23 protein-coding genes are annotated in these 26772 nt (G+C 72.1%); 8 read left to right on the top strand and 15 right to left on the bottom strand.

Annotated features, from left to right (window positions below; genetic code table 11):
- Nucleotides 1-172 precede the first annotated feature (172 nt).
- From VF289_RS16845 to VF289_RS16895, 11 genes are all read right to left on the bottom strand, one after another.
- Nucleotides 173-1471 carry an NAD(P)/FAD-dependent oxidoreductase gene (locus VF289_RS16845; protein WP_330885143.1) on the bottom strand — a complete coding sequence of 433 codons (1299 nt, stop codon included), beginning with the start codon at nt 1469-1471 and terminating at the stop codon, nt 173-175.
- Entirely contained in the window at nt 1468-2172 is a 705-nt protein-coding gene (locus tag VF289_RS16850; RefSeq protein WP_330885145.1) for a class I SAM-dependent methyltransferase, read from the bottom strand. Before VF289_RS16850 ends, VF289_RS16845 begins: the two co-directional genes overlap by 4 nt.
- Nucleotides 2169-3359, bottom strand: coding sequence for a type III polyketide synthase (locus tag VF289_RS16855; protein ID WP_330885318.1), 1191 nt, complete (start codon nt 3357-3359; stop codon nt 2169-2171). Before VF289_RS16855 ends, VF289_RS16850 begins: the two co-directional genes overlap by 4 nt.
- 89 nt (nt 3360-3448) lie before the next feature.
- Nucleotides 3449-3829 carry a Rid family detoxifying hydrolase gene (locus tag VF289_RS16860; protein ID WP_330885147.1) on the bottom strand — a complete coding sequence of 127 codons (381 nt, stop codon included), beginning with the start codon at nt 3827-3829 and terminating at the stop codon, nt 3449-3451.
- 57 nt (nt 3830-3886) lie between these two features.
- Nucleotides 3887-5668: an N-acyl-D-amino-acid deacylase family protein gene (locus VF289_RS16865; protein WP_330885149.1), complete on the bottom strand. Its 1782-nt coding sequence runs from the start codon at nt 5666-5668 to the stop codon at nt 3887-3889.
- Between the two features lie 5 nt (nt 5669-5673).
- Nucleotides 5674-6918, bottom strand: coding sequence for an alanine racemase (locus tag VF289_RS16870; RefSeq protein ID WP_330885151.1), 1245 nt, complete (start codon nt 6916-6918; stop codon nt 5674-5676).
- Nucleotides 6919-7022: 104 nt separating this feature from the next.
- Nucleotides 7023-7817, bottom strand: coding sequence for an enoyl-CoA hydratase/isomerase family protein (locus VF289_RS16875; protein WP_330885153.1), 795 nt, complete (start codon nt 7815-7817; stop codon nt 7023-7025).
- A gap of 96 nt (nt 7818-7913) precedes the next feature.
- Nucleotides 7914-8690, bottom strand: a complete 777-nt coding sequence (locus VF289_RS16880; protein ID WP_330885155.1) for a glucose 1-dehydrogenase — start codon at nt 8688-8690, stop codon at nt 7914-7916.
- Between the two features lie 65 nt (nt 8691-8755).
- Nucleotides 8756-9898 carry an acyl-CoA dehydrogenase family protein gene (locus VF289_RS16885; RefSeq protein ID WP_330885157.1) on the bottom strand — a complete coding sequence of 381 codons (1143 nt, stop codon included), beginning with the start codon at nt 9896-9898 and terminating at the stop codon, nt 8756-8758.
- A gap of 34 nt (nt 9899-9932) precedes the next feature.
- The gene (locus VF289_RS16890) at nt 9933-10610 is read right to left on the bottom strand and encodes a TetR/AcrR family transcriptional regulator (RefSeq protein ID WP_330885159.1); all 678 of its coding nucleotides are present in this window, start codon (nt 10608-10610) and stop codon (nt 9933-9935) included.
- A 402-nt stretch (nt 10611-11012) separates the two neighbouring features.
- Entirely contained in the window at nt 11013-12251 is a 1239-nt protein-coding gene (locus VF289_RS16895; protein ID WP_330885161.1) for an MFS transporter, read from the bottom strand.
- Nucleotides 12252-12481: 230 nt separating this feature from the next.
- Here VF289_RS16895 and VF289_RS16900 point away from each other — a divergent pair, with 230 nt between their 5' ends.
- The 3 genes from VF289_RS16900 (at nt 12482) to VF289_RS16910 (ending at nt 15075) form a co-directional block, all read left to right on the top strand.
- A complete protein-coding gene (locus tag VF289_RS16900) occupies nt 12482-13591 on the top strand; it encodes an alcohol dehydrogenase family protein (protein ID WP_330885163.1) in 1110 nt (369 codons plus the stop codon).
- Nucleotides 13581-14612, top strand: a complete 1032-nt coding sequence (locus tag VF289_RS16905) for a proline racemase family protein (RefSeq protein ID WP_330885164.1) — start codon at nt 13581-13583, stop codon at nt 14610-14612. The genes VF289_RS16900 and VF289_RS16905 overlap by 11 nt, the downstream gene beginning before the upstream one ends.
- A 139-nt stretch (nt 14613-14751) precedes the next feature.
- The gene (locus VF289_RS16910; protein WP_330885165.1) at nt 14752-15075 is read left to right on the top strand and encodes a hypothetical protein; all 324 of its coding nucleotides are present in this window, start codon (nt 14752-14754) and stop codon (nt 15073-15075) included.
- Here the strand turns inward: VF289_RS16910 and VF289_RS16915 are convergent.
- A complete protein-coding gene (locus VF289_RS16915; RefSeq protein ID WP_330885166.1) occupies nt 15057-16526 on the bottom strand; it encodes a sulfatase-like hydrolase/transferase in 1470 nt (489 codons plus the stop codon). The genes VF289_RS16910 and VF289_RS16915 overlap by 19 nt on opposite strands.
- A gap of 209 nt (nt 16527-16735) precedes the next feature.
- Here VF289_RS16915 and VF289_RS16920 point away from each other — a divergent pair, with 209 nt between their 5' ends.
- The 3 genes from VF289_RS16920 to VF289_RS16930 all read left to right on the top strand — a co-directional run bounded on the left by VF289_RS16920 (nt 16736) and on the right by VF289_RS16930 (nt 19449).
- On the top strand, nt 16736-17815 hold the full coding sequence (locus VF289_RS16920) for a YeeE/YedE family protein (RefSeq protein WP_330885168.1): 1080 nt from the start codon (nt 16736-16738) through the stop codon (nt 17813-17815).
- 44 nt (nt 17816-17859) lie between these two features.
- On the top strand, nt 17860-18090 hold the full coding sequence (locus VF289_RS16925; protein ID WP_330885169.1) for a sulfurtransferase TusA family protein: 231 nt from the start codon (nt 17860-17862) through the stop codon (nt 18088-18090).
- Between the two features lie 63 nt (nt 18091-18153).
- The gene (locus tag VF289_RS16930) at nt 18154-19449 is read left to right on the top strand and encodes an alpha-L-fucosidase (RefSeq protein ID WP_330885171.1); all 1296 of its coding nucleotides are present in this window, start codon (nt 18154-18156) and stop codon (nt 19447-19449) included.
- Nucleotides 19450-19472: 23 nt separating this feature from the next.
- Here the strand turns inward: VF289_RS16930 and VF289_RS16935 are convergent, their stop codons facing one another.
- A complete protein-coding gene (locus VF289_RS16935) occupies nt 19473-20237 on the bottom strand; it encodes an SDR family NAD(P)-dependent oxidoreductase (protein ID WP_330885173.1) in 765 nt (254 codons plus the stop codon).
- A gap of 138 nt (nt 20238-20375) precedes the next feature.
- Between VF289_RS16935 and VF289_RS16940 the strand changes: the two genes are divergently transcribed.
- Nucleotides 20376-21623: an MFS transporter gene (locus VF289_RS16940; RefSeq protein WP_330885175.1), complete on the top strand. Its 1248-nt coding sequence runs from the start codon at nt 20376-20378 to the stop codon at nt 21621-21623.
- A 501-nt stretch (nt 21624-22124) separates the two neighbouring features.
- Complete coding sequence (locus tag VF289_RS16945) at nt 22125-23807, top strand: ABC-ATPase domain-containing protein (protein WP_330885177.1); 1683 nt, start codon at nt 22125-22127, stop codon at nt 23805-23807.
- A 21-nt stretch (nt 23808-23828) separates the two neighbouring features.
- Here VF289_RS16945 and VF289_RS16950 read toward each other — a convergent pair whose 3' ends face one another.
- Nucleotides 23829-25559 carry a helicase gene (locus tag VF289_RS16950; RefSeq protein WP_330885179.1) on the bottom strand — a complete coding sequence of 577 codons (1731 nt, stop codon included), beginning with the start codon at nt 25557-25559 and terminating at the stop codon, nt 23829-23831.
- A 159-nt stretch (nt 25560-25718) separates the two neighbouring features.
- Nucleotides 25719-26765 (bottom strand): homocysteine S-methyltransferase family protein, encoded by a 1047-nt coding sequence (locus tag VF289_RS16955; RefSeq protein ID WP_330885181.1) that lies wholly within the window; start codon nt 26763-26765, stop codon nt 25719-25721.
- Nucleotides 26766-26772: the final 7 nt, after the last annotated feature.

Below are 26772 nucleotides of genomic sequence, written 5' to 3' on the forward strand. Positions count from 1 at the left end.
AAGCTCGATTGCGCCGATGGTACTGCACTCGGGAGGGTGTGGGAGAGTAGGTCGCCGCCGGACATCTTCACTGGGAGTGGAGGAGTGCTTGAACCCCTGCGGGGTGTTCGCCTCCTCCACTCCCTTTTTTCATGCCCGAAAGCAGAAGCAGACCGCTGCGGGCCTCGGCGAATCACCGCCAGCCGATCCGGCCCCACAATCCCTCGGCTCCGCCGGCACGACGCACGTGGCGGCGGAGACCACCTCCACGGGAATCCCGTCTCATCGAGCGCGCCGCCCACCCCATCGAGTACACCCACGCCATCCGGTCCCGCAGCGACGTGCCCAGCACCAGACGCACCGTCAGGGCGCGCAGCTCCGAGAGCGGCCCCGGAGCGGGCCGGCCCAGCACCGTGTTCAGAGTCGCGAGCGCTCCCGCACATCGGGTCCGGCGCCGGATCCTCCGCTCGACGCGACGCCAGGCGGGATCCTCCCGCAGCGCAGGAGGCCGCCGCAGGGCGAGAGCGTGCTCGATCAGCGGGGCGAGGTCGAGGGCGTCGAGCCAGCCGAGCGTGATGCCCTGGCCGCCGATCGGACTGATCTCGTGAGCCGCATCGCCCAGCAGGACGCAGCGGCGTGACAACAGCCGCCGTGCCGCACGGCGACGCACTGCGAAGGCACTGATCATGGTGGCCGTGGCGGGGTCCAGCACCGTTCCGGTGCGCTCGCGCACGAGAGCGACCAATAGCGCGGCCGTCGGATCCCTGCCGACCGTCCCCGTGTGCACGACCCAGCGTCGCTGCCCGCCGGGCAGGGGGAAGGACTCGACGACCCCGCCGGATTCGAGATGGATGTGCGCTTCGCGCTCATCCTCCGCCCCAGCGGGATCGGCGAGGTCGCCCATCAGGTACATGTCCGATGGGTCGCGCCCGTCGGCGGGGATCCCGAGCAGTGAGCGCACACGGGATCGAGAGCCGTCGGCGCCGACGACGAGATCCGCCCGCAGCCGGAGGAGGCCGGGATCCGCGCCGCTGCGCCGAGCGGTCACGGTGACCGCGCCGGCCGCCTCCTGGAGGTCCGTCACCTCCCAGCCCCGCTGCAGGGCGGACGGGGCGAGCGCAGCGAGCCGCTGGACGAGCAAGTCCTCGGTGCGACTCTGGGGCAGTGTGAGCACGAAAGGTGCCAGCGCCCGGCCCCGGGCGAAGTCCACGCCGCCCAGCGCACGGCCCCGGGCCCGCGCCCGGCCGATGCGGACCCGTTCGCCGAGCGCGACCGCCTCGCGCGCCGACCCGATCTCGGCAAGGGCCCGCAGCGCCGGCGGGTGCAGGCCGATGGCGCGGGAATGCACCGGGGGTGCCGCGCGCCGCTCCAGCACGCGCACGTCCACCCCTCGCCGGGCGAGCAGAGCGGCCAGCAGCAGGCCCGTGGGCCCCGCGCCGACGATCAGCACCGCGCACGCGGCGTCCTCGACCGGTCCCGTGCCCGCGCTCACGGGGCGTGACCGTCGAGGGTGAGCAGCAGCCGGAAGCGTCCCGGGGTGCTCACGTCCCACCTGTCCGGGACACGGGCTCGCAGCTCCGGCGCGGAATAGCTGCGACGGATCGAGGTGAGGCCGTCCTCGCGGATGAAGGTCCCGGGGAACAGCGGCCAGGTGCCCGCGGAGAACAACGCATAGGCGAGGCGTCCGCGCCGGATGTCGCTGTGCACCACGGCGCTGCGTGCCAGTCGAGCGGAGTCCTCGAGCAGGCCGTGAAGCTGATCAGGGTCGAGGTGGTGGAGCAGATGGTTGGAGATGACCAGGTCGAAGCGTTCCCCGTCGGCGACCAGGTCGCGCGAGTGCGCCCGACGGAACTGCACGCCCGCGACGGGCGGCCGGCCTCGCGCCCAGGCATGAGCTCGTGGATCGGGGTCGATGCCGGTGACGCGCAGGTCGTGGCCGTCATGGCGGGCCCAGCGGTTGAGGGCCCGGGCCACGTCCCCTCCGCCGCATCCGATGTCCAGCATCGTGGTCGGCCCGTCGGTGCGCAGGAGCGGCCGCAGGCGGCGACGATAGGCGGTGCGCCAGCCGGCGACGGCGGCGTTGACCTGGCGGAAGGCGGCGTAGGTGCGCTCGAGCCGGTCTGGATCGCAGGTGGGATCGTCCATCTGCTCCCGGACGAGCTCGTCCCGGGCGGAGAGGGCGGGCAGGATCACGACTCGGGTGCGCCGATGGCGGTCAGCAGCGCCGTCTCCACCGTCAGGCCCGGGCCGAAGGCCATCGCGCACACGCGTTCTCGTCGGCCGGTGGTCTGGGAGCGCAGAATGCGCTGGAGCACGAACATCACGGTCGCGCTGGACATGTTCCCGAAATCGCGCAGGGTCTCCCTGGCGGGCACGAGCTGGGCTTCTGTGAGCTCGAGCTTCGCCTCGACCTTGTCGAGGATGCTGCGACCGCCGGGATGGATCGCCCAGTGCTCGATCTTGCGGTAAGGCAGCTCCGTGAGCGCGGGCTCGTGGGCGAGCAGCGGCACCAGGGCACCCGTGATGTGCTCATCGATGATGTGCGGGACATAGGTGCCCAGCACCATCTCGAAGCCGTGGTCACCGATGCGCCATGCCATCGCCTCCTCCCCGACGGGGGTCAGCACCGTCTCGAAATGGTCCAGCTGCAGCAGCGGGGTGGTCGAGGGCAGCTCCTTCCCGGTGACGATCGCCGCTGCGGCGCCGTCGGCGAACAGGGAGGAGCCGACGATGGTGTCGGGATCGTTCGAGGTGCGCACGTGCAGGGTGCAGAGCTCGACGGTGGCCACCAGCACCACCGCGTCCGGCTCGGCACGGCAGATCGTCTGCGCTTGGCGCAGTGCCGGCATCGCCGCGTAACAGCCCATGAAGCCCAGGTGATAGCGCTGCACGGCAGGGTCCAGGCCGAGGGCGCGCACGATCCGGTAGTCGGGCCCGGGGGCGAAGAACCCCGTGCAGGAGACGGTGATGACGTGGGTGACGTCCGCTGCCTGGAGTCCCTCGGCGGCGTCGAGCGCCGCGGCCGCGACCTGTGTGTACAGTGCGGAGGCCTCCCGCTCGTAGACCTCGTTGCGGGCACCGGTGGGCGGGTGCAGGAACCGTCCGGTCCCCGCCTCGAAGAACACCGGGTCCTCGCCGTCAGCCGTTCCATGCCACTCGGAGAGGGCGCTGTAGCGGCGTTCGATCCCGGAGGCGTCGAAGGAGGTGCTGATCAGGCGCTTCCCGAGGCGGGAGAGGTCCGGTTGCGCCAACAGGGCATCACGCACCTCGGACTGTCGCAGCTCGGTGCCGGGGACGGCGGTCTCGAGTGATCTCAGGGTGACGTTCGGTCCCATCGTGGTCTCCTGTCGTCGGGTGGGTCGACGGCAGGCCCCGAGCAGGGGTGCGCCTCCCGCCTTGCACGCTACGCCCCCTGCCGGGAGGACCCAAGGGACTGACCGTTCGGATCGCCGGCCCCCTGAGCGCGGGATCAGCTCTCCAGGCGCGCCACCAGATCGATCTCCACCAGGATGTTCGCCAGCTGGGAGCCGACGGTGGTGCGCACCGGGAACGGCTCGGAGAAGAACTCGCGGTAGGCCTCGTTGAACTCCTGGAAGTCCGCGAGATCGGCGAGGTGCACGGTGGTCTTCAGCGCATCGTCCAGGGTGGCGCCGCGCTCGGCGAGCACCGCCTGGAGGTTCCGCAGCACCTGCCGGGTCTGCTCGGCGACGGACTCCGCGACCTCACCGGTGGCGGGGTCCTGCGGGCCGAATCCTGCGGTGAACAGCAGGTCGCCGCTGACGATCGCCTGGCTGTAGGGCCCGGCGGGCTGCGGGGCGGCGTCGGTGCGGAGGGCTTCCTTGGGGGTCATGATTCTCCTTGTGGGGTGATCCGGTCTGCGGGGCGGCAGGGGCGGTGCCCTGCCGGGTCAGGGGGACGGCGGCGAGCCGTCGGCGAGCACGGGGCCGGGGCCGTGCCGCGGAGGTGCTCCGCCGCGTCCATCGGTACGGGGTGCGGCACGCAGACCGGCACGCAGTCCTGCACGGGGCCTGGCACGCAGGCCCGCTCCGGACAGCGCACCGGTGAGCCGGCCGCCGGCGAGCACACAGCGGCCGGCCACCAGCACATCCTCGATGCCCACCGCGAGAGCGAGCGGCTCCGCGTAGGTGGCACGGTCGGCGACGGTCTCGGGATCCACCAGCACGAGGTCGGCGAGGAATCCTTCAGCGACGGCGCCGCGGTCCCCGAGCTGGAACCGCTCCGCGGCACCGGTGGAGAGATGCTGCGCCGCCTGTGCCCAGTCGAGGAACCCGTGCTCGCGCACATAGGTGCCGAGGTACGCGGCGAAGGTGCCTCGGGCACGGGGGTGCGGGTGAGCACCCACGAAGATCCCGTCGGACCCTCCCAGATGCCGCGGATGAGCGATCAGCTGCCCCAGATCATCGACCGGGCGCTGGTCACGCACCGCCATCACCACGTTCACCTCGAGCGCGGAGGCGGCGAGCAGATCCATCGCCGCCTCGATCGGGTCGGTGCCGCGCCGGGCGGCGACCTCGGCGAGGGTGAGCCCGTGCGCCCAGGCATGCTCCCTCGCCGCGAGATGCGCGAGCGTGATCAGCTCCGGCCACTGCGGGCCGAGACTCGGATGGTGGGCGACGCCCGGGAACCAGTCCTCCCGCAGCCGTTCCCGCTGCCCGGGGTCCTGGAGCAGGGCGCTCGCCTCGGCCGGGTCCATCGCATTCAGCGCGGGCGGGAGCAGGGCCATCCCCAGCAGGGAGCAGCCTCGGGTGTACGGGTAGGCGTCGAAGCTCGCGTCCACTCCGTCCGCCGCGAGGAGCGCCATCAGCCGCTCGGCCTCCGCGGCACGGGTATGGAAGTGGGAGATGTGGATCGGCACCCCGGCCGCGCGGCCGATCCGGGCAGCCTCCTCGACCCCCACCTGCGAGTTCTCTTCGTAGCCGCCGCGCATATGGGTGACATACGGCAGTCCGGCGGGGGAGAGGGGCCGGCACAGCGCCGCGATCTCCTCCGTGCTCGCGAACAGGCCCGGGGTGTAGTCCAGCCCGGTCGAGAGCCCTACCGCCCCGTCGGCCACCGCCTGGGCGACCAGTGCGGTCATCTCTGCGAGCTCCTCGGACCCGGCGGGTGCGTCCGTCCTGCCCATCACCTGGTGGCGGACGGTTCCGGCAGGGACCAGGTGGGCGACGTTCAGCGGCACCGTGCCGTCGTAGGTGGCCAGCAGCTCCGCCATCGAGCCGCCGCGGAAGGTGGGGTGGGGGCCGTTGATCGCCGCGAAGTACTCACTCGCCCACCTGCCGTCGCCGGGGGCGTAGGAGACCCCGTCCTGCCCGCCGATCACGCTGGTCACGCCCTGGCGCAGCAGCGCCAGCTGCACGTCCCGGTCGAACACGGCGCCCTCGGCATGCGAGTGCGCGTCGACGAACCCGGGCATCACCAGGCGCCCGTCGGCCTCGAGGACCTCGAGGCCCGCAGCGCGTGCAGCATCCAGGCGCGCAGGATCGATGCGGCCGACGGCGCTGATCCGCGCCCCCTCGATCAGCACGTCGGCCCGGACGACGCCCTCCGAGCGGGCGGTTCGGCCCGCGACGGCGGCACGGTCGACGCCGGCATCACGGTCCGCGGCGGCGCCGGTGCGGCCGACGGCGTCGGTCCGGCCCGCGGTGACGACGTGGCCGCCGCGGATCAGCACGGCGCTCAGAAGAACGTCTCCACGGCCTCGCGCACCCTCCCGGTTGCGGGGTCGAGGACCGGGATCAGCCGCCACTTGTCGAAGGCGGTGCACGGATGCGACAGCCCCAGCGTGACCACGTCCCCGAGCGCGAGGTCCGCTGTGACCTCGTGGCGGAGGAAGGCGTGCTGGTCGTTCAGCGCGGTGATCTCACCGGTCAGCGGACGCTCGCCACCGCCGAGCGCGGAGGCCACGCCGAGCGGGACCGGCAACCCCTCGTCATAGGGCACATCGCGCTTGCCGGCATCCAGCAGAGCGAGACCGGGCTCGGGCATCGAGACCACGCGGGCGTAGGCGCGCATCCCGGGCAGCAGCGCCTCGGCCTCGGCCACCTCGCGAGTGGTGTCCAGAGGGGAGATGCCCCGGTAGAAGCCGGAGTCGTGGACGATGTACGCGCCCGAGCGGAGGATCCTCCGCATGCCGGTGAGCGGGGCGAAGGCATCGGCGACCAGGTCGAAGTAGGCGCTCCCGCCTGCGCTCACCCATGGCGTGCGATCGATCAGGGGGCGCAGCGACTCGGCGAGCACGGCGAGGCGCTCGCAGTAGGCGGAGACGGCGGCCAGGGAGGCGGGGGAGCGGTCATGGGCGATCGCCCCCTCGTATCCGGCTGCACCCACCAGGCGCAGCACGGGGGAGGCGGCGACGCGTTCAGCGATCTCCCTGGCCAGCGGTGCGTCGCGCACCCCGGTGCGTGCGCCGTCCGCGCCGAGCTCCACCAGCACACCGAGGGAGCTGCCGGCCGGCAGCTCCCTCTCGAGCAGATCGACCGTGGCGAGGCTGTCCGCCCAGCACACCAGCTCCTGCTCCGGGTGCGCGGCCAGCTGCGCGGTGAGCCGGCGCAGCAGCGCGGGATCGGTGCAGGTGTTCGCCAGCTGCACGGTCGCCACGCCCGCCCGCAGCGCGAGATCGGCCTGCCAGCCGGTGGCGACCGTGATCCCGGTGCAGCCGGCCGCGAGCTGCCGCTGCCACAGCACCGGCGCCATCGTGGTCTTCCCGTGCGGCATCAGCTCGAGCCCGCGCTCAGCGGTCCAGCGGGACATGACCTGCAGATTGTGCGCGATCGCGGACTCGTCGAGCACCAGGAGCGGAGTGGAGAAGGAGCCCAGCGGAGCGTCCAGCGCAGTGATCGAGCGGCCGGCGAGCTCGGCGGGGAACGACTTGTCGTGCAGCTGCACCGCGCGTTCGGGAACGGACAGGTCGGGCTCGGGCATCGATGACCTCGCGGGCTCGGGGAAGAGTCGTGTGCGAGTCTCCGGCCTGCGGCGGAGGAGGTCAAGGCGAGCACGCACAGGGAGACGGGACGGGACCGCCCGTCTCACCGCCCCGTGAACTCCGGCGCCCGCTTCTCCAGGAACGCCGCTGTGCCCTCGGCCTTGTCCCCGGTCGTGTAGAGCAGGGTCTGCGCGAGCTGCTCGAGCAGCTGCCCGGTGCGCTGATCGGTGTCGTGACCGGGGCCGATCACCATCTTCGCGAGGCGCACCGCGAGCGGTCCCTTGGCAAGGACCGTCCCCAGGGTCTCCGTGGCGGTGGTCAGCAGGTCCGCTGCCGGCACCACCTGGGTGACGAGCCCCCAGTGCTCGGCCTGCTCGGCGCTCAGGGCGCGCCCGGTGAGGATCATCTCGAGCGCACGGCCGGGGCCCACCAGGCGGGAGAGCCGCTGGGTGCCGCCGGCGCCGGGCAGCACTCCGAGGCCCACCTCGGGCAGGCCCATCCGCGCGTCCTCGGCGGCGATGCGGAGGTCGCAGCTCATCGCGAGCTCCAGCCCGCCACCCATCGCCACGCCGTTCACCGCGGCGAGGGTGGGCTTGGGGAACTCCTGGAGCCGGTCGAAGAGGCGCTGCATCTCCGCGGCGAGTCCGGTGCTCACGTCCCAGCCGGCGACCTCGGAGATGTCCGCCCCGGCGGCGAAGGCCTTCTCGCCGCTGCCGGTGATGACGATGCCCTGCACCGACTCGTCGGCCTCCCAGGCGGTGAGCACGGCGGCGAACTCCGCCAGCAGAGCCGCGTTCAAGGCGTTGCGCTGGTCCGGGCGGTGCAGAGTGAGGATGCCGATCCGGTCGGCGACCTCGGTGCGGAGCGTGGTGAGGGGTGGGGGCTGCTGATCCGTCATGGCCTGGTGCTCTCTGTGCGGGGTGCGGCGGGTGGTGCGACTCCGGGAAGGAGCCGGGGCGTCGGCCGGTGCGGGCGGGGGCGGGCGATGACCGGATCAGGCCATCGTGAGCCCGCCGGAGACGGACAGGGTCTGGCCGGTGATGTAGTGGGAGGCGGGGGAGGCGAGGAACGCGACGGCGTTGGCGAGGTCCTCGGGCTGGGCGAGACGGCGCAGCGGGATCGCCCGCTCCAAGGCGGTGCGCAGCGCGGGGTTGTCCTCGGAGATGGAGTCGAACAGGGGGGTGTCCGCCGGGCCGGGGCACACGGCGTTCGCGGTGATGCCTGTGCGGGCACTCTCCCGGGCGAGGGTCTTGGTGAACGCGACGATCCCGCCCTTGCAGGCTGAGTACACGGCTTCACCGCTCGAGCCCACCCGGGCGGCGTCGGAGGCGATGTTCACGACGGTGCCGTGGCCCTGTTCGGCCATCACCCGCACGACGGACTGGCTGCAGTGCAGGGTGCCGAACAGGTTGATCCCGATGATGCGGTCCCAGAGCGCGGGGTCCTGTTCCAGGAAGGGGCCCACCTTGTCCCAGCCGGCGTTGTTGACCAGCACGTCGATCCGGCCGAAGCGGTCGATGACCTGCGCGGTCATCGCCTCCACGCTCGCCCGGTCCGCGATGTCGACGTGCACGGCGAGGCTCTGCCCGCCGAGCTCCGCGGCGGTGCGGCGGGCGGCTTCCTCGTCGAGGTCGGCGACCACGACCACAGCACCCTCTGCGGTGAGCCGGGTGGCGATGCCCCTGCCGATGCCGCTCGCGGCGCCGGTGACCAGGCAGATGCGGCCGGTGAGGTCCTGGTCGTTGGTGGTGGGGGCCGGGGGTGTGGCCATGGCGGTGCTCCTCGTATCGGTCGTGGGCTCGGTCCGTCGGTCGGGGCGGGGATCGGGTGCTGCGGTCACGGGGCGAACTCGCGGTCCACGCTGTGGCGGGCGATGACGAGCTTCATGATCTGGGCGGTGCCGTCGCCGATCTGCAGGCCGAGCACGTCGCGCAGGCGCTGCTCGAGCGGGCGGTCGGTGAGATAGCCGTACTGGCCGTGGCTGAGCAGGCACTGGTGGATGACGTCGTACGCCGTCTTCGGCGCCCACCACTTGCACATCGCGGCCTCCTTCGTGTGCGGCTGCCCGGTGTCCTTCAGCCACAGGGTGCGCTGGCACAGCAGGCGAGCGGCGGCCAGCAGGGTCTCCGCCTCCGCGAGCGGGAAGGCGACGCCCTGGAAGGAGCTCAGCGGCTGGTCGAAGGCGGTGCGGGAGCTGGTGTACTGCCAGGTCTCGTCGAGGGTGGCCTGGGCGGTGCCGATCACCTGCAGGCCGATCAGCGCGCGGGAGAAGTCGAAGCCCTGCATCACCTGGGTGAATCCGGTGCCGAGCTCGCCCAGCAGGTTCTCCTCGGGGATCCAGGTGCCGGAGAAGTCGATGAACCCGCGCCCCACGGCCCGGGTCCCCATATCGGGGGCGCGACGGCGCTCGATCCCCTCACGGCCCAGCTCCACCAGGAACGCGCTGATGCCCTTGCCGCGTCCGCCTGCCTCCGTGCGGGCGAACACCACGGCGGCGCTCGCATCCATCGCGAAGGACATCGACTTGGTGCCCTCCAGCGACCAGCCGCCGCGCTCGGGTCGAGCCGTCATCGACGGAGTGCCGGCGTCGGAGCCGTTGCCCGGCTCGGAGAGGCCGATCGCCACCAGGTCGCTGCCGCTGGTGATCCGTGGGATCCAGTGCGCGGCGACCGCGGGCCGTGCGCTGCGGGCGAGGACCTGCCCCACGAGGGAGCCGATCACCTGCACGTAGGCGACGGTGAGGTCGCCGCGCGCGATCTGCTCGACGATCATGCCGGAGGTGAGTGCGCGCTCGTCGCGGCCGCCGTGCGCGGCCGGGAGCTCCGGGGCGATGAGGCCGAGCTCGCCCATCTGCCGCCGCAGCTCCGGGTCGATGCACCGCTCCCGTTCGCGGCGGTGCTGGTCGGGTGCGATCTGGTCCGCGACCACGGCGGCCGCATCGACATAGCCCTGCATCGCGTCGTCGATGACGAAATCCATGGGGCCTCCTCCTGGGAAAAGGGTGGTCCGGGGTCTAGGCGAGCACCCCGAGCAGATCGGGATAGCGGTGGCGGTGCTCCGGTCGGAGCGCGGTGGACAGCAGCAGCGCGGTCTGGTCGCGCAGGAACTCCTCGAAGGTCATGCGAGGGCAGAAGTACCAGTGCTTCAGCGCCCAGGAGTGGGCCACCGTCAGCAGGTCATAGGCGAACAGCTCGGCGTGGATCGGGCGCAGCAGACCCTGCTCGACCGCGGCGTCGACCGCGCTGCGCAGGGGCTCGACGGTCCGGATCTCCAGCTCCTTGACCACACCCCGGCCTGCGTCGTCCAGGGTGTTCGACTCGCGATAGGTGAGCATCACGGCCTGGCGGTTGTCCCGGATGACGGTGCAGTAGGCGGCGAAGGCATCGGCGATCTGGCGCACCGGGTCATCCTCCGGCTCCAGCGCCTCGGCCAGCAGGCGCCTCATGTCGTCGAGCACGCCCTCGGTCACGGCCTGCACGAGCTCCTGCTTGCTCGCGAAGTAGCGGTAGATGAGGCCGACGGAGACCCCGGCCGCCTCGGCGATCGCCTGCATGGACACCGCAGTCGAGCCGTGGCGTTCCATCAGCGGGACGGCCGCGTGCAGGATCTGCCGCCGCCGCGCATCGGACCGTGCGGCGCGGGCGGCGTGAGCGGGTTCCTCCGGAGAGATCGCTGCGTGGTGGCGGAGCACGAACCCTCCTGGGGTGGAGGAGCACCGCTCGGACGAGCTCGTGAGAACGCTGCTCAGCTTCGATGAATGACCATTCATCACCGAGTGTGGCGCAGGACACAGCTGGCCGTCAAGGGTGGGGTCATGCCCGGTGGTCGTCGGCTGAGCTGTCGTGCCCTGCACGACCTCAGGCCCTCGCAGGAGCGTGGTTCCCCGGCGACGCCCCGGCTCCGGTGCGGGAGCCGACAGGCGAGGGGGGACGACGTGCGACGCGGGCGGAGACGGCGCGGCTGCCGTTCCTCCGGGTGGTGCGTCGTCTGCTGGACCTCGTCGGGGACGGGTGCCGCACGACGACGCTGGGGCCCTGTCTGCGGTCGACCGCACGCAGATCGAGATCATGCGTCGCGATGATCCACCTGAGGGTCAGACGGTCACCGACGCCTCGTCCTCGGCGCGAGCGGGCACGTCGAGCCGGCGCGAGCGCTGCCGCCGGTGCACGGCGAACGACCAGCCGGCGATCCCGAGCCCCAGCACAGCGAGCACCACCCCGGTCCAGGACGGGGCGAGCAGGCCCCAGCCGGCCGCGAGCACGGCCGCACCGAGGGCGGCGCCGAGCGAGTTGCCGATGTTCAGCGCCGAGTGGTGCAGGGCTGCGGCGAGCGAGGGGGCGTCGGGCGAGGCGTCCAGGAGGAACAGCTGCAGGGAGGGGCCCATCATCTGGGAGGTGATCGCGATGGCGAGCAGCACGACCATTCCCGCGATCGCGTTCTGGGCGACCAGGCCGAACACGGCCAGGCTGACCGCCATGCCGATCAGGCCGAAGAAGATGGTGCCGTAGATGCTGCGGTCCGCGAGTCGTCCGGCGAGGAGGTTGCCGAGCGTCATGCCCAGGCCGAACACGAACAACGCCACCGGCACCGCGCGCTCGCCGAGGCCCATCACGCCGGGCACGATCTCGCCGATGTAGCTGTACACCGCGAACATGCCGCCGAAGCCGATCGAACCGATGCCGAGTGCGAACCACACCTGGGCACGGCGCAGCGCACCGAGCTCACCGCGGATCGAACTGGTCGAACCGGCACCCTCCGGCTCCGGCACCAGGCGCCAGATCGCCAGGGTGGTCGCCGCTGCGATCACCACCACGATCACGTAGGCGGAGCGCCAGCCGATGCTCTGGCCGAGCGCGGTCGAGGCAGGGACGCCGAGCATCGTCGCGATGGTCAGACCCAGCATCACCAGCGACACCGAGCGGGCACGCCGCCCGGGAGGGGAGAGGCGGGAGGCGACCAGGGAGGCGACGCCGAAGAAGGCGCCGTGGGGGAGCCCGGCGATCAGGCGCGCCGCGGCAAGGGTCGTGAAGTCCGGGGCGATCGCCGAGAGCAGGTTCCCGAGCCCGATCAGGCCGATCAGCAGCACCAGCAGCCTCGCTCGCGGGATGCGCACCGCGGCGATGGTCACCAGCGGCGCACCGATCACCACGCCGAGCGCATACAGGGTGATGAGCATGCCGGCCTGCGGGATGGAGACCTCGAGGTCGCGGGCGATCTGCGGCAACAGGCCCATGCTCGCGAACTCGGTGGTGCCGATCGCGAACGCGCCGAGCGACATCGCGAGGATGACCAGCCGCAGCCGGCCGGGGGACAGCGGTGCGGTCGGCGTCATCGAATGCGACATCAGGGGCCTCCAGCGCAGGAACAGGACAAGATCGCTGCCGACGCTGGAAGCGGTGAGTACCGCACGATCCTACGGGCGGGGGACGTGGCGGGGCCAGTGGAGGTGAGGGATCAGATCGACCCGCGCCCCACCCCTGGACCTGAATCGTTCTGCACTGCCACGCTGGGGCTCAGCGGCGCGAGCGCCCGCTCGCGCGCCCTCGGAACAGGAGGGGCACGATGACGGAGATCCCCCGGACCATGCAGGCCGTCCGGCTGATGGGCCACGGCGGCCTCGAACAGCTCGTCCACACGCGGGAGGCCCGCACCCCGCATGCGGCACCCGGAGAGGTGCTGATCGACGTGCACGCCTGCGGCATGAACAACACCGACATCTGGGTGCGCGAGGGCGCCTACGGGAGCGAGACGGACGCCGCCGAGGTCTCCACCTGGCGACGCGGCCGCTCCACCCTCTCCTTCCCCCGCATCCAGGGCGCGGACATCGTCGGCCGCATCGTCGCCGTCGGCGGCGGCGTGAGCCGGGACCGGATCGGCCAGCGGGTGATGGTCGACTTCAGCCTCTACCACCGTCCCGAGGGCGATGAGTCGCTCGCGGACATCGACTACATCGGCCACGGCCGGGACGGTGGCTACGCCGAGTACGTCGCGGTCCCGGTGGCCAACGCCCACGAGATCACCGCCGACATCTCCGATGCGGGCCTGGCGACCTTCTGCTGCGCCTCCCTCACCGCCGAACAGATGCTGGACCGTGCCCGTCTGGCCGAGGGTGAGAACATCCTGATCACCGGCGCCTCCGGGGGAGTCGGTACGGCCCTGATCCAGCTGGCCCGGGTGCGCGGCGCGATCCCGTACGCGGTCACCAGCGCCGGCAAGGAGCAGGCTCTGCGCGACATCGGCGCCGAGGACGTGGTGCTGCGCGGCGGCGAGGACCTGGTGGGCGAGGTCGCCCGCACCGTCGGCGGACCGGTCGACGTGGTCGCCGATCTGGTGGCGGGCGAGATGTTCAACGACCTGCTGCGGATCCTGCGCCCCGAGGGCCGGTACACGACCGCCGGCGCGATCGGCGGTCCGGTGGTGGAGCTGGACCTGCGCACGATGTACCTCAAGCACCTCGAGCTGCACGGCTCCTCCCAGGGGACCCGCGCCGCCTTCCGCCGCCTGGTCGGATACATCGAGAGCGGGCGGATCCGGCCCCTGCTGGATCGCACCTTCCGACTCTCGCAGCTGCACGAGGCGCAGCGTGCATTCCTCACCAAGTCCCATGTCGGCAAGCTGGTGGTCGTCCCGGATCGACACTGGCAGACCATCGGGGCGCCCTATGCGCCGTGAGCGCAGCATCGAGCTGATCGACGCCCAGTCCGGCGGGGACGTGAGCCGAGTGGTCACCGCCGGGATCCGGCAGCTGCCCGGCGTGAGCGTCCTCGAGCAGGCCCGCTGGCTGCAGCACGAGGGAGACGGTCTGCGACGCCTGCTGCTCTCGGAGCCCTACGGCGATCCGGCCATGTCGGTGGACCTCATCGTCCCGCCGGGCCACCCGGAGGCGCAGGCCGGCTACATCATCATGGAGGCCATGGGGTATCCGATGTACTCCGGCTCCAACACGCTCTGCGTCGCCACTGTCCTGCTGGAGAGCGGGATGATCGCGATGACCGGCGGCGAGCAGCAGATCGTGCTGGAGTCCCCGGCGGGCCTCGCCCGCGTCACCGCGCACACGGTCGACGGGCGGGTCGACTCCGTCACCACTCAGGGCGAGCCCGCCTTCGTCGCGGAGCGTGGGATCCGGATCGAGGTGCCCGGGATCGGGGACGTGGGCTTCGACCTCGTGTGGAGCGGCGCCTACTACGCGATGATCCGCGCCGACGACCACGGCTTCGCGCTCACGGCCGATGAGCAGATCGCCCTGACCGCCTTCGGGGATGCCTTCGTGCGCGCGGCCCGGCCGGGCCTGCGCCAGGAGCATCCCTCGCTCGGCGACGTGGGCCCGCTGCCCTTCGTGCACTTCATGGGCCCTGTGCGCACCCTGGAGGACGGCAGCGTCGAATCGCGGTCCGCGACCTATGTGCACCCCGGCGTGATCTGTCGCAGCCCCACCGGTACCGGCACCTCCGCCCGGCTCGCGCTGCTGGCCGGGGAGGGGGAGCTGAGCCCCGAGGACGCGCTCGAGACGATCTCCCCGCGCGGCAACCGCTTCGTCGGCACCGTGCTCGGGCCCACCGCCGTGGGCGACTACCCCGCCTGGAGCTCGACCATCACCGGCTCGGCCCGGCTGATGGCCCGCTCGACGCTCACCATCGACCTGGACGACCCCCTGGTGGACGGCTCTGACCTGGAGCACCTGCTGGCGCCATGAGCTGCCGGGACGCCGCGGTCCGCAGACGACCCGGTGCCCTCCCGGCAGATCCCGGTACTGTGCTCAGCAGCCGGTCGCAGCAGCCCGGCCCCCGACGCGCGGTCCAGCCGCGCCGGGGTTCTCGACCCGAGGGATGCACATGGAACAGCTCACCGTCGCCGGACACCCCGATCCCGTCCCCACCTCGCCCGTGGCGGCGAAGCTGCTCCAGGAGCGGCTCGCGGCCACCCGGGAGAAGCGCGGCGAGGAGGCGGCCGAGCGCCTGGAGGGCCTGGTCGGCAAGCGCATCGGGACCCTGCTCGAGGGTGGGATGCCCAGCATCGACCTGGCCACGATGCGCTCCATCGTCGACTACGTGGAGATCCCGGAGGACGAGGACCCCGAGCCCGCCACAGGGATCGGCCGCATGGTCCGGGACCTGCGGGAGAAGGCCTCGCAGCGCGGTTACGGCGCGATCGGCTGAGCCCAGCGCCAGTTGTGGTTGCGCGTGCGCGGGATGTACGCGCCGCGCGGGAGGTCGTCGGCCGTGCGCATCATCCAGCGCAGCAGGAGCCGCTGCATCGCGGCGAGATCGTCCCGGCGTGCGGGGTCCTCGCTGAGGTCGTGCAGCTCAGCCGGGTCCGTCTCGAGGTCGAACAGACGGTGGACGCCGCGATCATCGACCACGAGCTTGAGCCGCTCGGTGACCACCATCCGCATCTCCCCGCCGAGGGTGACCGAGTTCAGCTCGTCGACCGTGCGCCCCTCGTACGGGAAGTGCAGGGGCGGGCGGGAGCGCTCGTCGTAGGAGATGCCGCCGTATCCGAGCTCGCCGAGCATGCTGGAGAACTCCTCCGGCGGCGCCGCCTCCCCGCGCAGCAGCGGAGCCAGTGACCGGCCCTGCGCACCGGGCGGCAGCTCGCCGGTGGTCCACTCCGCGAGCGTCGGCATCACATCCACCAGGGAGACCGGCTCCTGGCGACGCTGCGCGGCGACGCCCGGCCCGGCGACGGACAGCGGGACCCGCATCAGCGCCTCGGGCATCCCCGCGCCCTTGCGCTGCAGCCCGTAATCGCCCAGGAAGTCCCCGTGATCGCTGAGGACCAGGAACAGGGTCTCCTCGGCGCGGTCGCCGAGCGCGTCCAGCAGGCGCCCCACCTGGTCGTCGATCAGGCGCAGCATGCCCAGGTAGTTCGCGCGATACCGCCGCCACTGCGCGTCGTACCCCGGCCGCTTCTGCTCGAACAGGTCCCGCAGCCAGCGGAACCGCCAGTCCAGTTCCGCGAGATCGTCCGCATCCGCGATCCGGCCGGGCACCTGGTCCTCGAACATGCTGAAGTACGGCTCGGGCACCTGGTAAGGGTTGTGCGGCTCCGGGAAGGAGACCCAGAGGAAGAACGGCTCCTCCTCGCCCGTGCCCGTCAGCGCCTCGAGGGCGCCGTCGATGATGCGGTGGGGGAACTGGGCGCTGAGCGGAAAGGGCGTCGGCTCCTCGGCGACCCCGTGGTCGAGCGCGCGCAGCCAGCGGTCGAAGGCCTCGTGCTCGCGGGTGCGCTCGGGGCCGCTGTCGTGGAAGTAGGGGCCGTGGTAGGAGTCGAAGTCCTCCGGCCCCGGGTGCATGTGCGGCTTGCCGCTGAAGTGCAGCGAGTACCCGGCGCCGCGCAGCACATCCAGCAGATCCGACTCGAACAGCGCGTGCTGAGCCGTGCTGTTCTGTCGCACCCGGTGAGCGGTCGGGAAGCGGCCGGTGAGCAGGCTGGTGCGCGCCGGCACGCACACGGGCGAGGGGGTGTAGGCCCGCTCGAAGCGGCAGGCGTCGGTCAGCAGGGCGTCGAGGCGGGGCATCGTGTCCGGCCCGCCCTCCCCTGCGGTGCAGCCCACGCGCTGCTGGTCCGTCATCAGCACGACGATGTTCGGGGTGAGCGGGTCGGGCATCGGTGACCTCCGCAGGGGTGGGAGCCGTCCGGTGGCGGGCGGTCGGCGGTGCGGCGACGGTATAGCGCGGTGCGGCGGATCACAAGCACGGGGGAGGGGCCCCGTGGCCTCCCTCGCTGCGTGCACCTCCACGGCGCGGGGGTGAGGTCCTGGCCATTCCCGTTCACTCACGGTGTCGCTTATGGGTCCCATTAGTTACTGTGGCCGTCATGATCCTCACCGGCCTCCTCCTCGGCGCCGTGCTCGGCTACGTCCTGCAGCGCTCCCGGTTCTGCGTGACCGGCGCGTTCCGCGACCTGTACCTGGCCCGCTCGACGCGCTACTTCGTCCCCTTCCTGCTCGCGATCGCGATCCAGGCGATCGGTGTCGCCGCGCTGACCGGCGTGGGCGTCATCGCGCCGGAGCCCGCGACCTTCGCTCCGCTGGCCGTGATCGGCGGCGGTCTGGTGTTCGGCATCGGCATCATCATGGCCGGCGGCTGCGCGACCGGCACCTACTACCGCGCCGGTGAGGGCCTCATCGGCTCCTGGGTGGCGCTGATCTTCTACGCCCTGTTCGCCGCAGTGATGAAGTACGGGCCGCTCGGCGCCTTCACCGAGGCCGCCCGGGCCCGCACCACCGCCCACTCCACCGTCCAGGAGACCCTCGGCGTGAGCATCTGGGTGCCCACCCTGCTGTTCTCGGCCCTGGTCGCCGTGCTGGTGGTGCGCCAGGTGCGCACGAACGCCGCCCGCAGCGGCGGGAAGAAGGGCGCGAGCCTCCCCGCCCGCCGCAGCGGCCTCGGCCACTACCTCGCCGACATTCCCTGGAGCCCGTGGGTGGGCGGCGTGCTGCTGGGCGTCATCGCGATCGCCGCCTGGGTGCTCTCCACCGCCGCCGGCCGCAACGGCGGGCTCGGCATCACCACTCCCTCGGCCAAGATCGTCACCTTCCTCACCACCGGGGACGTCACCCTCGTGGACTGGTCCGTGATGCTCGTGCTCGGCATCCTGGTGGGCTCCTTCATCGCCGCGAAGCTCGCCGGCGAGTTCCGCTGGCGGGTACCGGATGCGTCCACGATCCTGCGCAGCGCCGGCGGCGGCGTCGCGATGGGCGTGGGCGCCGCGCTCGCCGGAGGCTGCACCATCGGGAACTCCCTCGTGGAGACCAGCCTGTTCAGCTACCAGGGCTGGGTCTCCTTCGCCGCGATCATGCTCGGCACCTGGGGCGCCGCCTGGTTCTTCCTGGTGCGCCCGCAGAAGGCCGCCGCCGCGAACCGGCCCTCGCCGGCGCTCACCCCGGCCGCCTGATCCCGCTCCTCACCCGACCTCCGTGCCGACCGAAAGGACCCCTCATGCCCGCCTACACCCTCCAGACCAACGGCGCCGTGTGCCCCTTCCCGCTGATCGACGCGAAGAACGCCATGCAGCAGCTGAACTCCGGCGATGACCTGGTCATCGGCTTCGACTGCACCCAGGCCACCGACTCCCTGCCCCAGTGGGCCGCGGAGGACGGCCACGAGGTCGTCGCGTTCGACCGCGTGGGCGAGGCGGGATGGTCCATCACGGTGCGCAAGGGGGCGTGAGCCCGTAGCGTGGCGGGGCGGAGGTCCGACGAGGGACCGCCCCGAGGAATGGAGAGCCCCGCCATGCAGGACCTCGACCGGTGGGATGCGCTCCCGCACCGCCTGCCCGACTGGTTCCGCGACGCACCGCTCGGGATCTTCATCCACTGGGGCGCGTACGCGGTCCCGGCGTGGGCGGAGCCCACCGCCGAGCTCGGCGCCGCTGATGACGGTGCCGACCGCCTCACCCACAACTCCTATTCCGAGTGGTACGCCAACACGATCCGCATCGAGGGCTCACCGGCCGCGCAGCACCACCGCGAGGTCCACGGCGGTGCCCCGTACGACGACTTCCTGGACCAGTGGCGCACCGACGACTTCGACCCGTCGGCCTGGGCGGAGCTCTTCCGCGGCGCAGGCGCGGACTACCTGGTGCTGACCACGAAGCACCACGACGGCATCACGCTGTGGGATGCCCCGGGGACGGGCGACCGCAACACCGTCCGGCGCGGCCCGCGCCGCGACCTCGTCGGCGAGATCTCGCACGCCGGCCAGGAGGCCGGGCTGCGCTTCGGCGTCTACTACTCCGGGGGCCTGGACTGGCATGTGCGGCCGACGGATCCGCTGATCAGCGGGGAGGACGTCCATGACCACAAGCGCCCGCGGGATGACGCGTACGGGACGTACTGCAGTGCGCACATGCGCGACCTCATCGACCGCTACCAGCCGGACGTGCTCTGGAACGACATCGGCTGGCCGGACGAGAACTTCCATTTCGGCGAGGGCGGGCTGGGGGAGCTGCTGGAGCACTTCTACCGCGAGCGCCCCGAGGGTCTGATCAACGACCGCTTCGCCGGTGCCCACCAGGACTTCGTCACCACCGAGTACCAGGCCGGTGAGATCCCCGAGGACCTGCCGTGGGAGAACTGCCGCGGCATCGGTCTGAGCTTCGGCTACAACCAGATCGAGGACGCATCGCAGTACCTGACCGGTGCGCAGGTGGTGCGCCACGTGGTCGATGCGGTCTCTCAGGGCGGCCGGGTGCTGCTGAACGTGGGTCCGCGGGCCGACGGCTCCCTGCACGAGCTGCAGGTCCGTGCGCTCGAGACGCTCGGTGAGTTCATGGCCGAGCACAAGGCGCACCTGGCCGGCTCCCGCGGGCTCGGCGCCCTCCGGATCCCCGGCGCGGACTGGGCCCGGGCCGTCGAGAAGGACGGGACGTGCTGGGTGCACCTCAGCGGCGACGAGGGGGTGCTGAGGATCGAGGCCGAGGAGCTGCCGGCAGGGTTCGACTGGCCGGAGGGCGGGCTCGAGGTCCGACTCGGAGGCGAAGGCGCGCTGCCCGCCGCCGTGCGCTCCGGGCAGGCCGCCGAGGCCTGAGGGCGCGGCGCGTCGGAGCGCTCTCACCGACCTCGCGCGGCCAGCTTCGCCATCAGCCCCGTCGGTGCCAGCCGCGCCGCCGTGTAGATCGCCTTGTAGCGCTTGCTCGGCACGGAGACGGCCCTGCCCCGCGCCACGTCCCGCAGCGACTCCTCGACCACGCGCGGGGCGTCGAGCCAGAGCCGGTCGGAGATGCCCTCCTCGCCCTTGGCCAGCCCCAACCGCTGGTGGAACTCGGTGTGGGTGTAGCCGGGGCACACGGCGGTGACGGTGACGCCGCGGGAGCGGTACCGGCTGCCCGCCCAGCGGGAGAACATCACCTGCCAGGACTTCACCGCCCCGTAGGTGGAGCGCGGCATCACCGCGGAGGCAGAGGCGATGTTGAGGATCGTGCCGGAGCGGCGCGCCAGCATGCCCTGCAGCGCGGCGTGCATGAGCCGCATCGGCACCTCGACATGGAGGTGGAGGTGGCGGGCCTCGTCCTCGATGTCGTTCTTCTCGAACGCGAGAGGGAGTCCGAAGCCGGCGCTGTTGATCAGCATGTCCACGGGCCGCGCGGTCTCGGAGAGGCGGCCGACGACGGCGGCGAGGCCGCCGGGGGAGGAGAGATCCGCGCTGAGCACCTCGACCTCGCTCGCGCCGGTGCGCGTCAGCTCGGCGGCGAACTCCTCGAGCCGGGCGGCGTCGCGGGCGACGAGCACGAGGCGGTAGCCGCGGACGGCGAGCTGGCGGGCGTACTCGGCGCCGAGCCCGGAGCTGGCGCCGGTGATCAGGGACGTCATCGTCATGAGGTCAGGGTAGGGCAGGGAGCTGGCGGGGGAGCTGGCGGAGAGCCCCTCCAGCGGGCGCGCCGTTCCTGCCCCCAGTTCCCGACCACTGGATAGGATCGGGGAGTTCCGGCCCCGAGCGAAAGCTGTCGCCCCACCGTGTACTCACTCCTGCTCGCGATCATCTACGTCGCCTTCATCAGCCTGGGCCTGCCGGATTCCCTGGTGGGCGCCGGCTGGCCGGTGATGCATCAGGACCTCGGCGTCCCGGTCGCCTTCGCCGGCATCGTCACCATGATCATCGCGATCGGGACCATCATCTCGAGCCTGCTCTCCGAACGGATCACCCTCCGCTTCGGCGCAGGCGTCGTCACGGCGGTCAGTGTGGCCATGACCGCCGCGGCGCTGGTGGGCTTCTCCGTCTCGGACCAGTTCTGGATGCTGTGCCTGTGGGCGATCCCGTACGGGCTCGGGGCGGGCGCTGTGGATGCGGCGCTGAACAACTACGTCGCCCTGCACTACGCGGCCCGGCACATGAACTGGCTGCACAGCTTCTGGGGTGTGGGCGCCTCGATCAGCCCCTTCGTGATGGGATACGCGATCTCCTCCGGCCAGGGATGGTCCACCGCCTACCTGGTGATCGGCCTGGTCCAGGGGGCGCTCACGCTCGCGCTGCTGGCCAGCATCCCGCTGTGGGGGAAGGTGGACCGGGACCGGGCCGGAGCGACCCAGGGCCCCGCCGACGCCGCCTCGGGGGCGGACGCCGACGCCGGCGCTCACGCCCCCGCCGACCTCACCCCGGACCGCGCCGCCCCCGTCCCGCTCGCGACGGCGCTGCGGATCCCGGGCGTGGTGCTGATCCTGCTCACCTTCTCCGCCTACTGTGCCCTCGAGAGCACCGCCCTGCTGTGGAGCTCGACCTACCTCGTCACCGCCCGGGGCACGAGCCCCGCGGCGGCGGCCACCTTCGGGGCCCTGTTCGTGCTGGGGCTGACGGCCGGGCGCTTCCTGGCCGGCTTCTTCGCCGACCGGCTGGGGGACCGGGCCCTGATCCGCGGCGGCTTCGTGCTGATCGGCGTCGGCTCGCTGCTGCTCGCCCTGCCGCTGCCCACGGACGTGCTGGGGCTCGCGGGGCTGGTCGTGCTGGGGCTCGGCTCCGCGCCGATCTATCCGGCGATCATCCACTCCACCCCGGTCAACTTCGGCCGACGCAACTCGCAGGCCATCATCGGCATCCAGATGGCCGCCGCCTATACCGGCTCGACGCTCGCCCCGCCCGCCTTCGGCGTGCTCGCGACCTGGACCGGGATGTGGATCCTGCCGCTGTTCCTCGCCGTGATGGTGGTGGCGGGGCTGGTGATGTCGGAGCGGCTGAACCGGGTGGTGGACTCCTCCGCGCGGGCCTGAGACCCCATCCTGACCCCCGGGTGGCGGGGTCGGCGCGATGGCCGCCGGCGGCCTGGCAGCCGCGGTGAGCGGCCGACGGATCACGAGAGATCCTGTGACGAGAATGCCTCCCGCGTACAGTGGTCCACCACGAAGCACGCGGCACGGCATCGCTGAGTCACGAGGGATGGGGGAACCGATGGGACGACGCACTCGACGGGGCCGGAATCGCTGGCGCGCGAGAGACACGGGCGACCTGGCGGTCGGACTGCCTGAACTGATCGAGCTGCTCTGGAACGTGGGGAAGGTCGTGGTGCGCGTTCCGTTCGTCCTGCTGCGGATCCTGACCTGACGCTCCCGCTCAGCCCGGCGAGAGAGTCGCGGTCCGTGTCCACCGGATCGGGCTGCGTCGGCCCCTGCTGCGCGGCGGGATCGCAACCTGGACATGCACCGTCATCCGCCGCACCCTCGCCCGGCTGACGGCACACCTCGAACTCTGAGCCCGCGAGCGGAAGGACACCCATGGCGGACGCACACTCTCTGACCCGGATCCTCACCTCGATCGACGGACGCGGCTACGGCTCCTACAAGCAGCTGACGGGCAACTACGACCTGGGCGGCTGTCGTCTTGTGGTGGACCACGTGCAGGTGGACCCCTACGCCCCGCCGTCCCTGATGCGCCTGGTGGTGGACCGCGCCGCCGCGGACCTGCCGGAGGATCTGCTCACCGACCGCCCGGGTCATGTCGCGACCACCGACTTCCTGGCCCGGGCCGTCGCGCACGCCGCCGACTCGATCGGGGAGGGGGTGAGCATCGGGGCGCCGCAGCAGGAGATCCTCGAGCGCACCAGCGTCGCGATCACGGCCGACGGCATCGAGGCGCGACTCGCCGTGCAGCTGCCCGCCGCCGGCCGCCGGATCCGTGGGCGTGCCGCGCAGCACCTGCTCACCGAGGCCCTGCCGCGGATCGCCGATGCCGCCCTGCTCCACGCGAGCCTCGACGCCGCGGCTCTGTGGGCCCATGTCTCCCTCCATCGTGACCAGGAGGCGCTGCGCGCCCAGCTGTCCGAGCGCGGCCTGGTCGCGTTCGTCGGCGACGGCGCGATCCTCCCGCGGCGCGCCGGCGACTCCGACCTCCCGCTCACACAGGACGCCGTCCCCTTCAGGAGCCCCGAGTCCCTGCAGGTCTCCTTCGACCTGCCCAGCGGTCGCCGGGTGAGCGGCATGGGCGTCTCCGAGGGGATCACCGTCATCGTCGGCGGCGGCTACCACGGCAAGTCCACCGTGCTGCGGGCCCTGGAGCGGGGCGTCTACGCGCACCGGGAGGGCGATGGCCGCGAATGGGTGATCACCCGCAGCGATGTCGCCGCCATCCGCGCCGAGGACGGTCGGTCCGTGGCCGGCGTCGACATCTCGCCGTTCATCTCCGGCCTGCCCTCCGGCACGGACACCACGCGCTTCTCGACCACGAACGCCTCGGGCTCGACCTCGCAGGCCGCCGCCCTCGTCGAGGCAGTGGATGCGGGCGCCTCCGCGCTGCTGATCGACGAGGACACCTCCGCCACGAACTTCATGATCCGCGATGACCGGATGCGCCGCCTGATCCCCGCCGCGCACGAACCGATCACCCCGTTCGTGGAGCGGATCCGCCCGCTGCATGCCGAGCGCGGGGTCTCCACCGTGCTCGTCGCGGGCGGCTCTGGCGCCTTCTTCGACGTCGCCGACCACGTGATCGCGCTGCAGGAGTACATGCCGCGAGATGTCACCGCGCAGGCCCGCGCGCTCGCCGAACCCGTCACCGCGCAGAGCGGCACCGTCTTCGGTCCGCCGCGGCCCCGGGTCCCGGCTGCGGGCTCCCTGCGGCCGACGGGAAAGACCAAGCCCGCCTCCGCCCGCGGACCGAGCACCATCCGGCTGGGTCGGGAGCAGATCGACCTCGGGGCCGTCTCGCAGCTGGTCGATGCCGCGCAGACCACCGCCATCGCCCACGCCCTGGACCGCCTGGCCGAGCTGCTGGAGCGCCCCGGACCGGACGGCGCACCCCGCTCCCTCGATGCGGCGATCGCCGCACTGTGCGCGCGCCTGGAGGCGGAGGGGCTGGAGAGCCTGTCCCCGCACCGCGGGCATCCGGGCCACCTCGCCCGCCCACGACCGCTCGAGGTCCACGCCGCGGTGAACCGGTATCGGGGCCTGCGCTGTCAGTGACGACGGCGTCGCCCCCAGCGATCAGCTGCCCTCGGTGAGGCTCGCCGCCGGCAGCCAGTCCGCGCCGAGCAGCTGGGCGACGCCGGTCAGGCCTGCGGTGTCGCCGCCGACGGTGTCGCTCGCGGCGGCGATCCGCTCCACCATCACCTTGCTGACCTGCTCCTCGACGGTTCCCTCGGCGTAGGCGATGTGCCAGGGGGAGACCTGGTGGTCGCGGTGGGTGCGGCCGGTGACCTGCCGGCCGGCGATGCCGGAGAAGCGGGCCTGGTGGAACAGGCCCATCCGTGGCACGGTGCTGGCCTGTCTCCCGTTCTCGAGGGTCTCTCCGGCGTGCAGGCTGATCGAGGCGACGGTGGTGAACACGCACACGCTCGCCTGTCCGGTCTGGAACCGCAGGCGTTCGGCTTCGACGTCGAAGCGGTCCCGGCCGAAGATCGTGGCGACCTCGAGCCCGGAATCTCGCAGCCGTTCGGTGATCGGCTCCGCCGCGGTGCCGACGAACTCGACCGAGCACGCCACCTGGCGTTCGGCCTCGACCTGCTGGGCGATCCAGGCGACCGTCGAGTCCACCCGGATCAACCCCGCCTTCTGCCGGAACCGCAGCAGCGCCGCGCGTCCTTTGGCCGTGTTCCTACCGCGGCGGGCGATGTCCATCTCGCGGCAGAACTCTCCCCACTCCGCCTCGTACGCCGCGCGCTCGGCAGGGGTGAGCGTCACCGGCATGCCGGAGATCGGCACGGGACCCCAGGGCGCCGCCCGGTGCAGCATCGCGGCCGGATCGCTCTCCTCCAGCCAGCCGCGCACCCGCGAGAGGTCCTCCGCGCGGCGCGTGGGATCGCTGGTCCAGGTCGCGCCGTAGCGACCCTTCTCCATCGCGATCCCGTGGCGTTCGAGAGCGTCGGCGAAATCGGTGCCGGGCTGCTTCGCCGAGGTCCACTGCGTCATCGGCTCGTCATGATGCTGTGCGTAGGCGGGGGCGAGGTAGGGCAGCTCGAGCGGGGTGTGTCCGGGCGTGGCGGTGGTCGCGATGATGAACGGCGCCTCAGCGTGCGAGCGGCTGTGCCCGGAGAGCGTCGCCCAGTGCTTCCAGCGCTTGGTGGTGGTGCGGCGCAGGGCGTGCGCCTCATCCGCGATGATCACCTCCCAGTCGTGCCCGGTGACCTTCTCCAGCCGGTCCCAGGTGATCACCACCCACTCCAGGCCGTCATCGCCGAGCGCCGTGATGGTGCGGCACCAGTGCCCGATGGTGATCGCGGCGGGCCTGTCCGCGACCACCAGCACCCGCTGCGCGCCGCGCAGGTCGCCCACCGCGGACGCACCGAGCACGGCGGAGATCGTCTTGCCCACGCCCGGCTCGTCGGCCAGCAGGAACTGGCGTCCCCCGGCGGCCGCGTGCGCGGCGATCGCGTCGGCCGCCTCGTACTGGAGCCGACGCGGCTCGAGATCCCCGGCGGGCTCGGGGTTCGGCGCGGGCTCGTCAGGATTGATCTGGTTCTCGAGGAAGCGACCCAGGGTGTGCGGGCCCGGTGCATAGGGCGCGAGGTGGGCGGGCAGGGTGCGGCCGACGAACAGGTGCATCTTCACGGCCGGATGCCAGCTCGCGCCCTCGACCTGGGTGCCGTAGGGGACATCCAGCACCCACAGCCGCTCGCCGGGGCCGACGAACGGCAGCTCCCGCGGCACCTGACGCGTGCTCCTGCGGCGGGAGGAGCCGCCGCGCCGACGAGTGCTGGAGCGTCGACGGGTGGCCATCCCACCAGGGTATCGGGGAGCGCCCGGTCCGCGGTGGCGTCGAGGCGGTGACGGTGACGGTGACGGGGCGTCGGACGAGGGCTCGGGGCACCGTGGCGCGAACGAGGTGGAGACCGTCGACGAGCCCGGTCACCCATCAGCCGCCGTGCGACGCCCCGCTCAGGCGCGCCCGCCGAGCTCCACCACGTGCTCGGGAAGGCGCTCGTTGCTGCCGTACATGAAGTGGTTCGCCATGTTCTCGGAGAACCTGCTGGCCTCGGGCGTGCGGCCGACGGCCTCGGCGACCTCGCGGATGTGGATCGGGGCGGCGCCGCAGCACACCCCCAGGTAGTGCACGCCCAGACCGTAGGCCTCCTCGGCGAAGGCGCGGATCTCGTAACGGTTGGTCAGCAGGGGATCCAGGGCCGTGGGGAAGGTGCGGCCGTGCGGGGAGGGCACCGCCGCCGCGTCATCGGAGAGGTTGAAGAACGTGGGCTCCTCCTGCGTGGTCCGGTACGGGATCGGCAGCGCGCCCACGTGACAGGAGACCGCCTCGCGGATCTGACGCAGCCATGGCAGCAGCGTCGCCGGGCCCCGGAAGCAGTTCAGGCCCACGACGTCGGCGCCGCCCTGCTCCAGGCGCTGGGCGGTCTCGACGATCCCGGCGCCGTCGGCCATCTCCTGGAACGCCATCGGTGCGAGCGTGAGCACCACGGGCAGCCCGGACGCTTTCGCGATCTCGAGGGCCGCCAGTGCCTCGCCGGCGTAGTAGAAGGTCTCGCCGATGATGAGGTCCGCGCCCTCCTCGACGGCCCAGCCGACCATCTCCTCGAACATCCCGCGCACCTCGGCCTGCCGTGCAGGATCCGCCGGGTCCCAGATGTTGGAGTTCGAGATGTTGCCGGCCATGAGGTTCCCGGGCGCACCGTCGGCGACCTCGCGGGCGATGCGCAGCGCGGAACGGTTCAGCGGCTCCAGGAGGCCCTCCTTGCCGATCACGCGCATCTTCTCGCGGTGGCCGTTGTACGTGAACGCCTCGACGATGTCGGAGCCGGCGCGCTGGAAGTCCCGGTGCAGGGTGCGCAGGGCCTCCGGATGCTCCAGGGCCACCTCGGGGACGAACTCCCCGGCGGTGAGATAGCCGCGGCGCTCGAGCTCGAACAGGAAGCCTTCCGCGCAGATCACGGGACCGGCGTCGAGGCGCGCGGTGAGGGAGTCGGTGGTCATGTCGGCT

The organism is Brachybacterium sp. (genome assembly GCF_036379615.1).
GTDB lineage: Bacteria > Actinomycetota > Actinomycetes > Actinomycetales > Dermabacteraceae > Brachybacterium.

Coding starts and splice junctions, on each gene's coding strand:
- VF289_RS16935 (WP_330885173.1), bottom strand. CDS start 20,237: ATGACGATGACGTCCCTGATCACCGGCGCCAGCTCCGGGCTCGGCGCC.
- VF289_RS16955 (WP_330885181.1), bottom strand. CDS start 26,765: ATGACCACCGACTCCCTCACCGCGCGCCTCGACGCCGGTCCCGTGATC.
- VF289_RS16860 (WP_330885147.1), bottom strand. CDS start 3,829: ATGACCCCCAAGGAAGCCCTCCGCACCGACGCCGCCCCGCAGCCCGCC.
- VF289_RS16875 (WP_330885153.1), bottom strand. CDS start 7,817: ATGACGGATCAGCAGCCCCCACCCCTCACCACGCTCCGCACCGAGGTC.
- VF289_RS16870 (WP_330885151.1), bottom strand. CDS start 6,918: ATGCCCGAGCCCGACCTGTCCGTTCCCGAACGCGCGGTGCAGCTGCAC.
- VF289_RS16945 (WP_330885177.1), top strand. CDS start 22,125: ATGGCGGACGCACACTCTCTGACCCGGATCCTCACCTCGATCGACGGA.
- VF289_RS16885 (WP_330885157.1), bottom strand. CDS start 9,898: ATGGATTTCGTCATCGACGACGCGATGCAGGGCTATGTCGATGCGGCC.
- VF289_RS16920 (WP_330885168.1), top strand. CDS start 16,736: ATGATCCTCACCGGCCTCCTCCTCGGCGCCGTGCTCGGCTACGTCCTG.
- VF289_RS16930 (WP_330885171.1), top strand. CDS start 18,154: ATGCAGGACCTCGACCGGTGGGATGCGCTCCCGCACCGCCTGCCCGAC.
- VF289_RS16950 (WP_330885179.1), bottom strand. CDS start 25,559: ATGGCCACCCGTCGACGCTCCAGCACTCGTCGGCGCGGCGGCTCCTCC.
- VF289_RS16915 (WP_330885166.1), bottom strand. CDS start 16,526: ATGCCCGACCCGCTCACCCCGAACATCGTCGTGCTGATGACGGACCAG.
- VF289_RS16925 (WP_330885169.1), top strand. CDS start 17,860: ATGCCCGCCTACACCCTCCAGACCAACGGCGCCGTGTGCCCCTTCCCG.
- VF289_RS16895 (WP_330885161.1), bottom strand. CDS start 12,251: ATGACGCCGACCGCACCGCTGTCCCCCGGCCGGCTGCGGCTGGTCATC.
- VF289_RS16905 (WP_330885164.1), top strand. CDS start 13,581: ATGCGCCGTGAGCGCAGCATCGAGCTGATCGACGCCCAGTCCGGCGGG.
- VF289_RS16880 (WP_330885155.1), bottom strand. CDS start 8,690: ATGGCCACACCCCCGGCCCCCACCACCAACGACCAGGACCTCACCGGC.
- VF289_RS16910 (WP_330885165.1), top strand. CDS start 14,752: ATGGAACAGCTCACCGTCGCCGGACACCCCGATCCCGTCCCCACCTCG.
- VF289_RS16900 (WP_330885163.1), top strand. CDS start 12,482: ATGACGGAGATCCCCCGGACCATGCAGGCCGTCCGGCTGATGGGCCAC.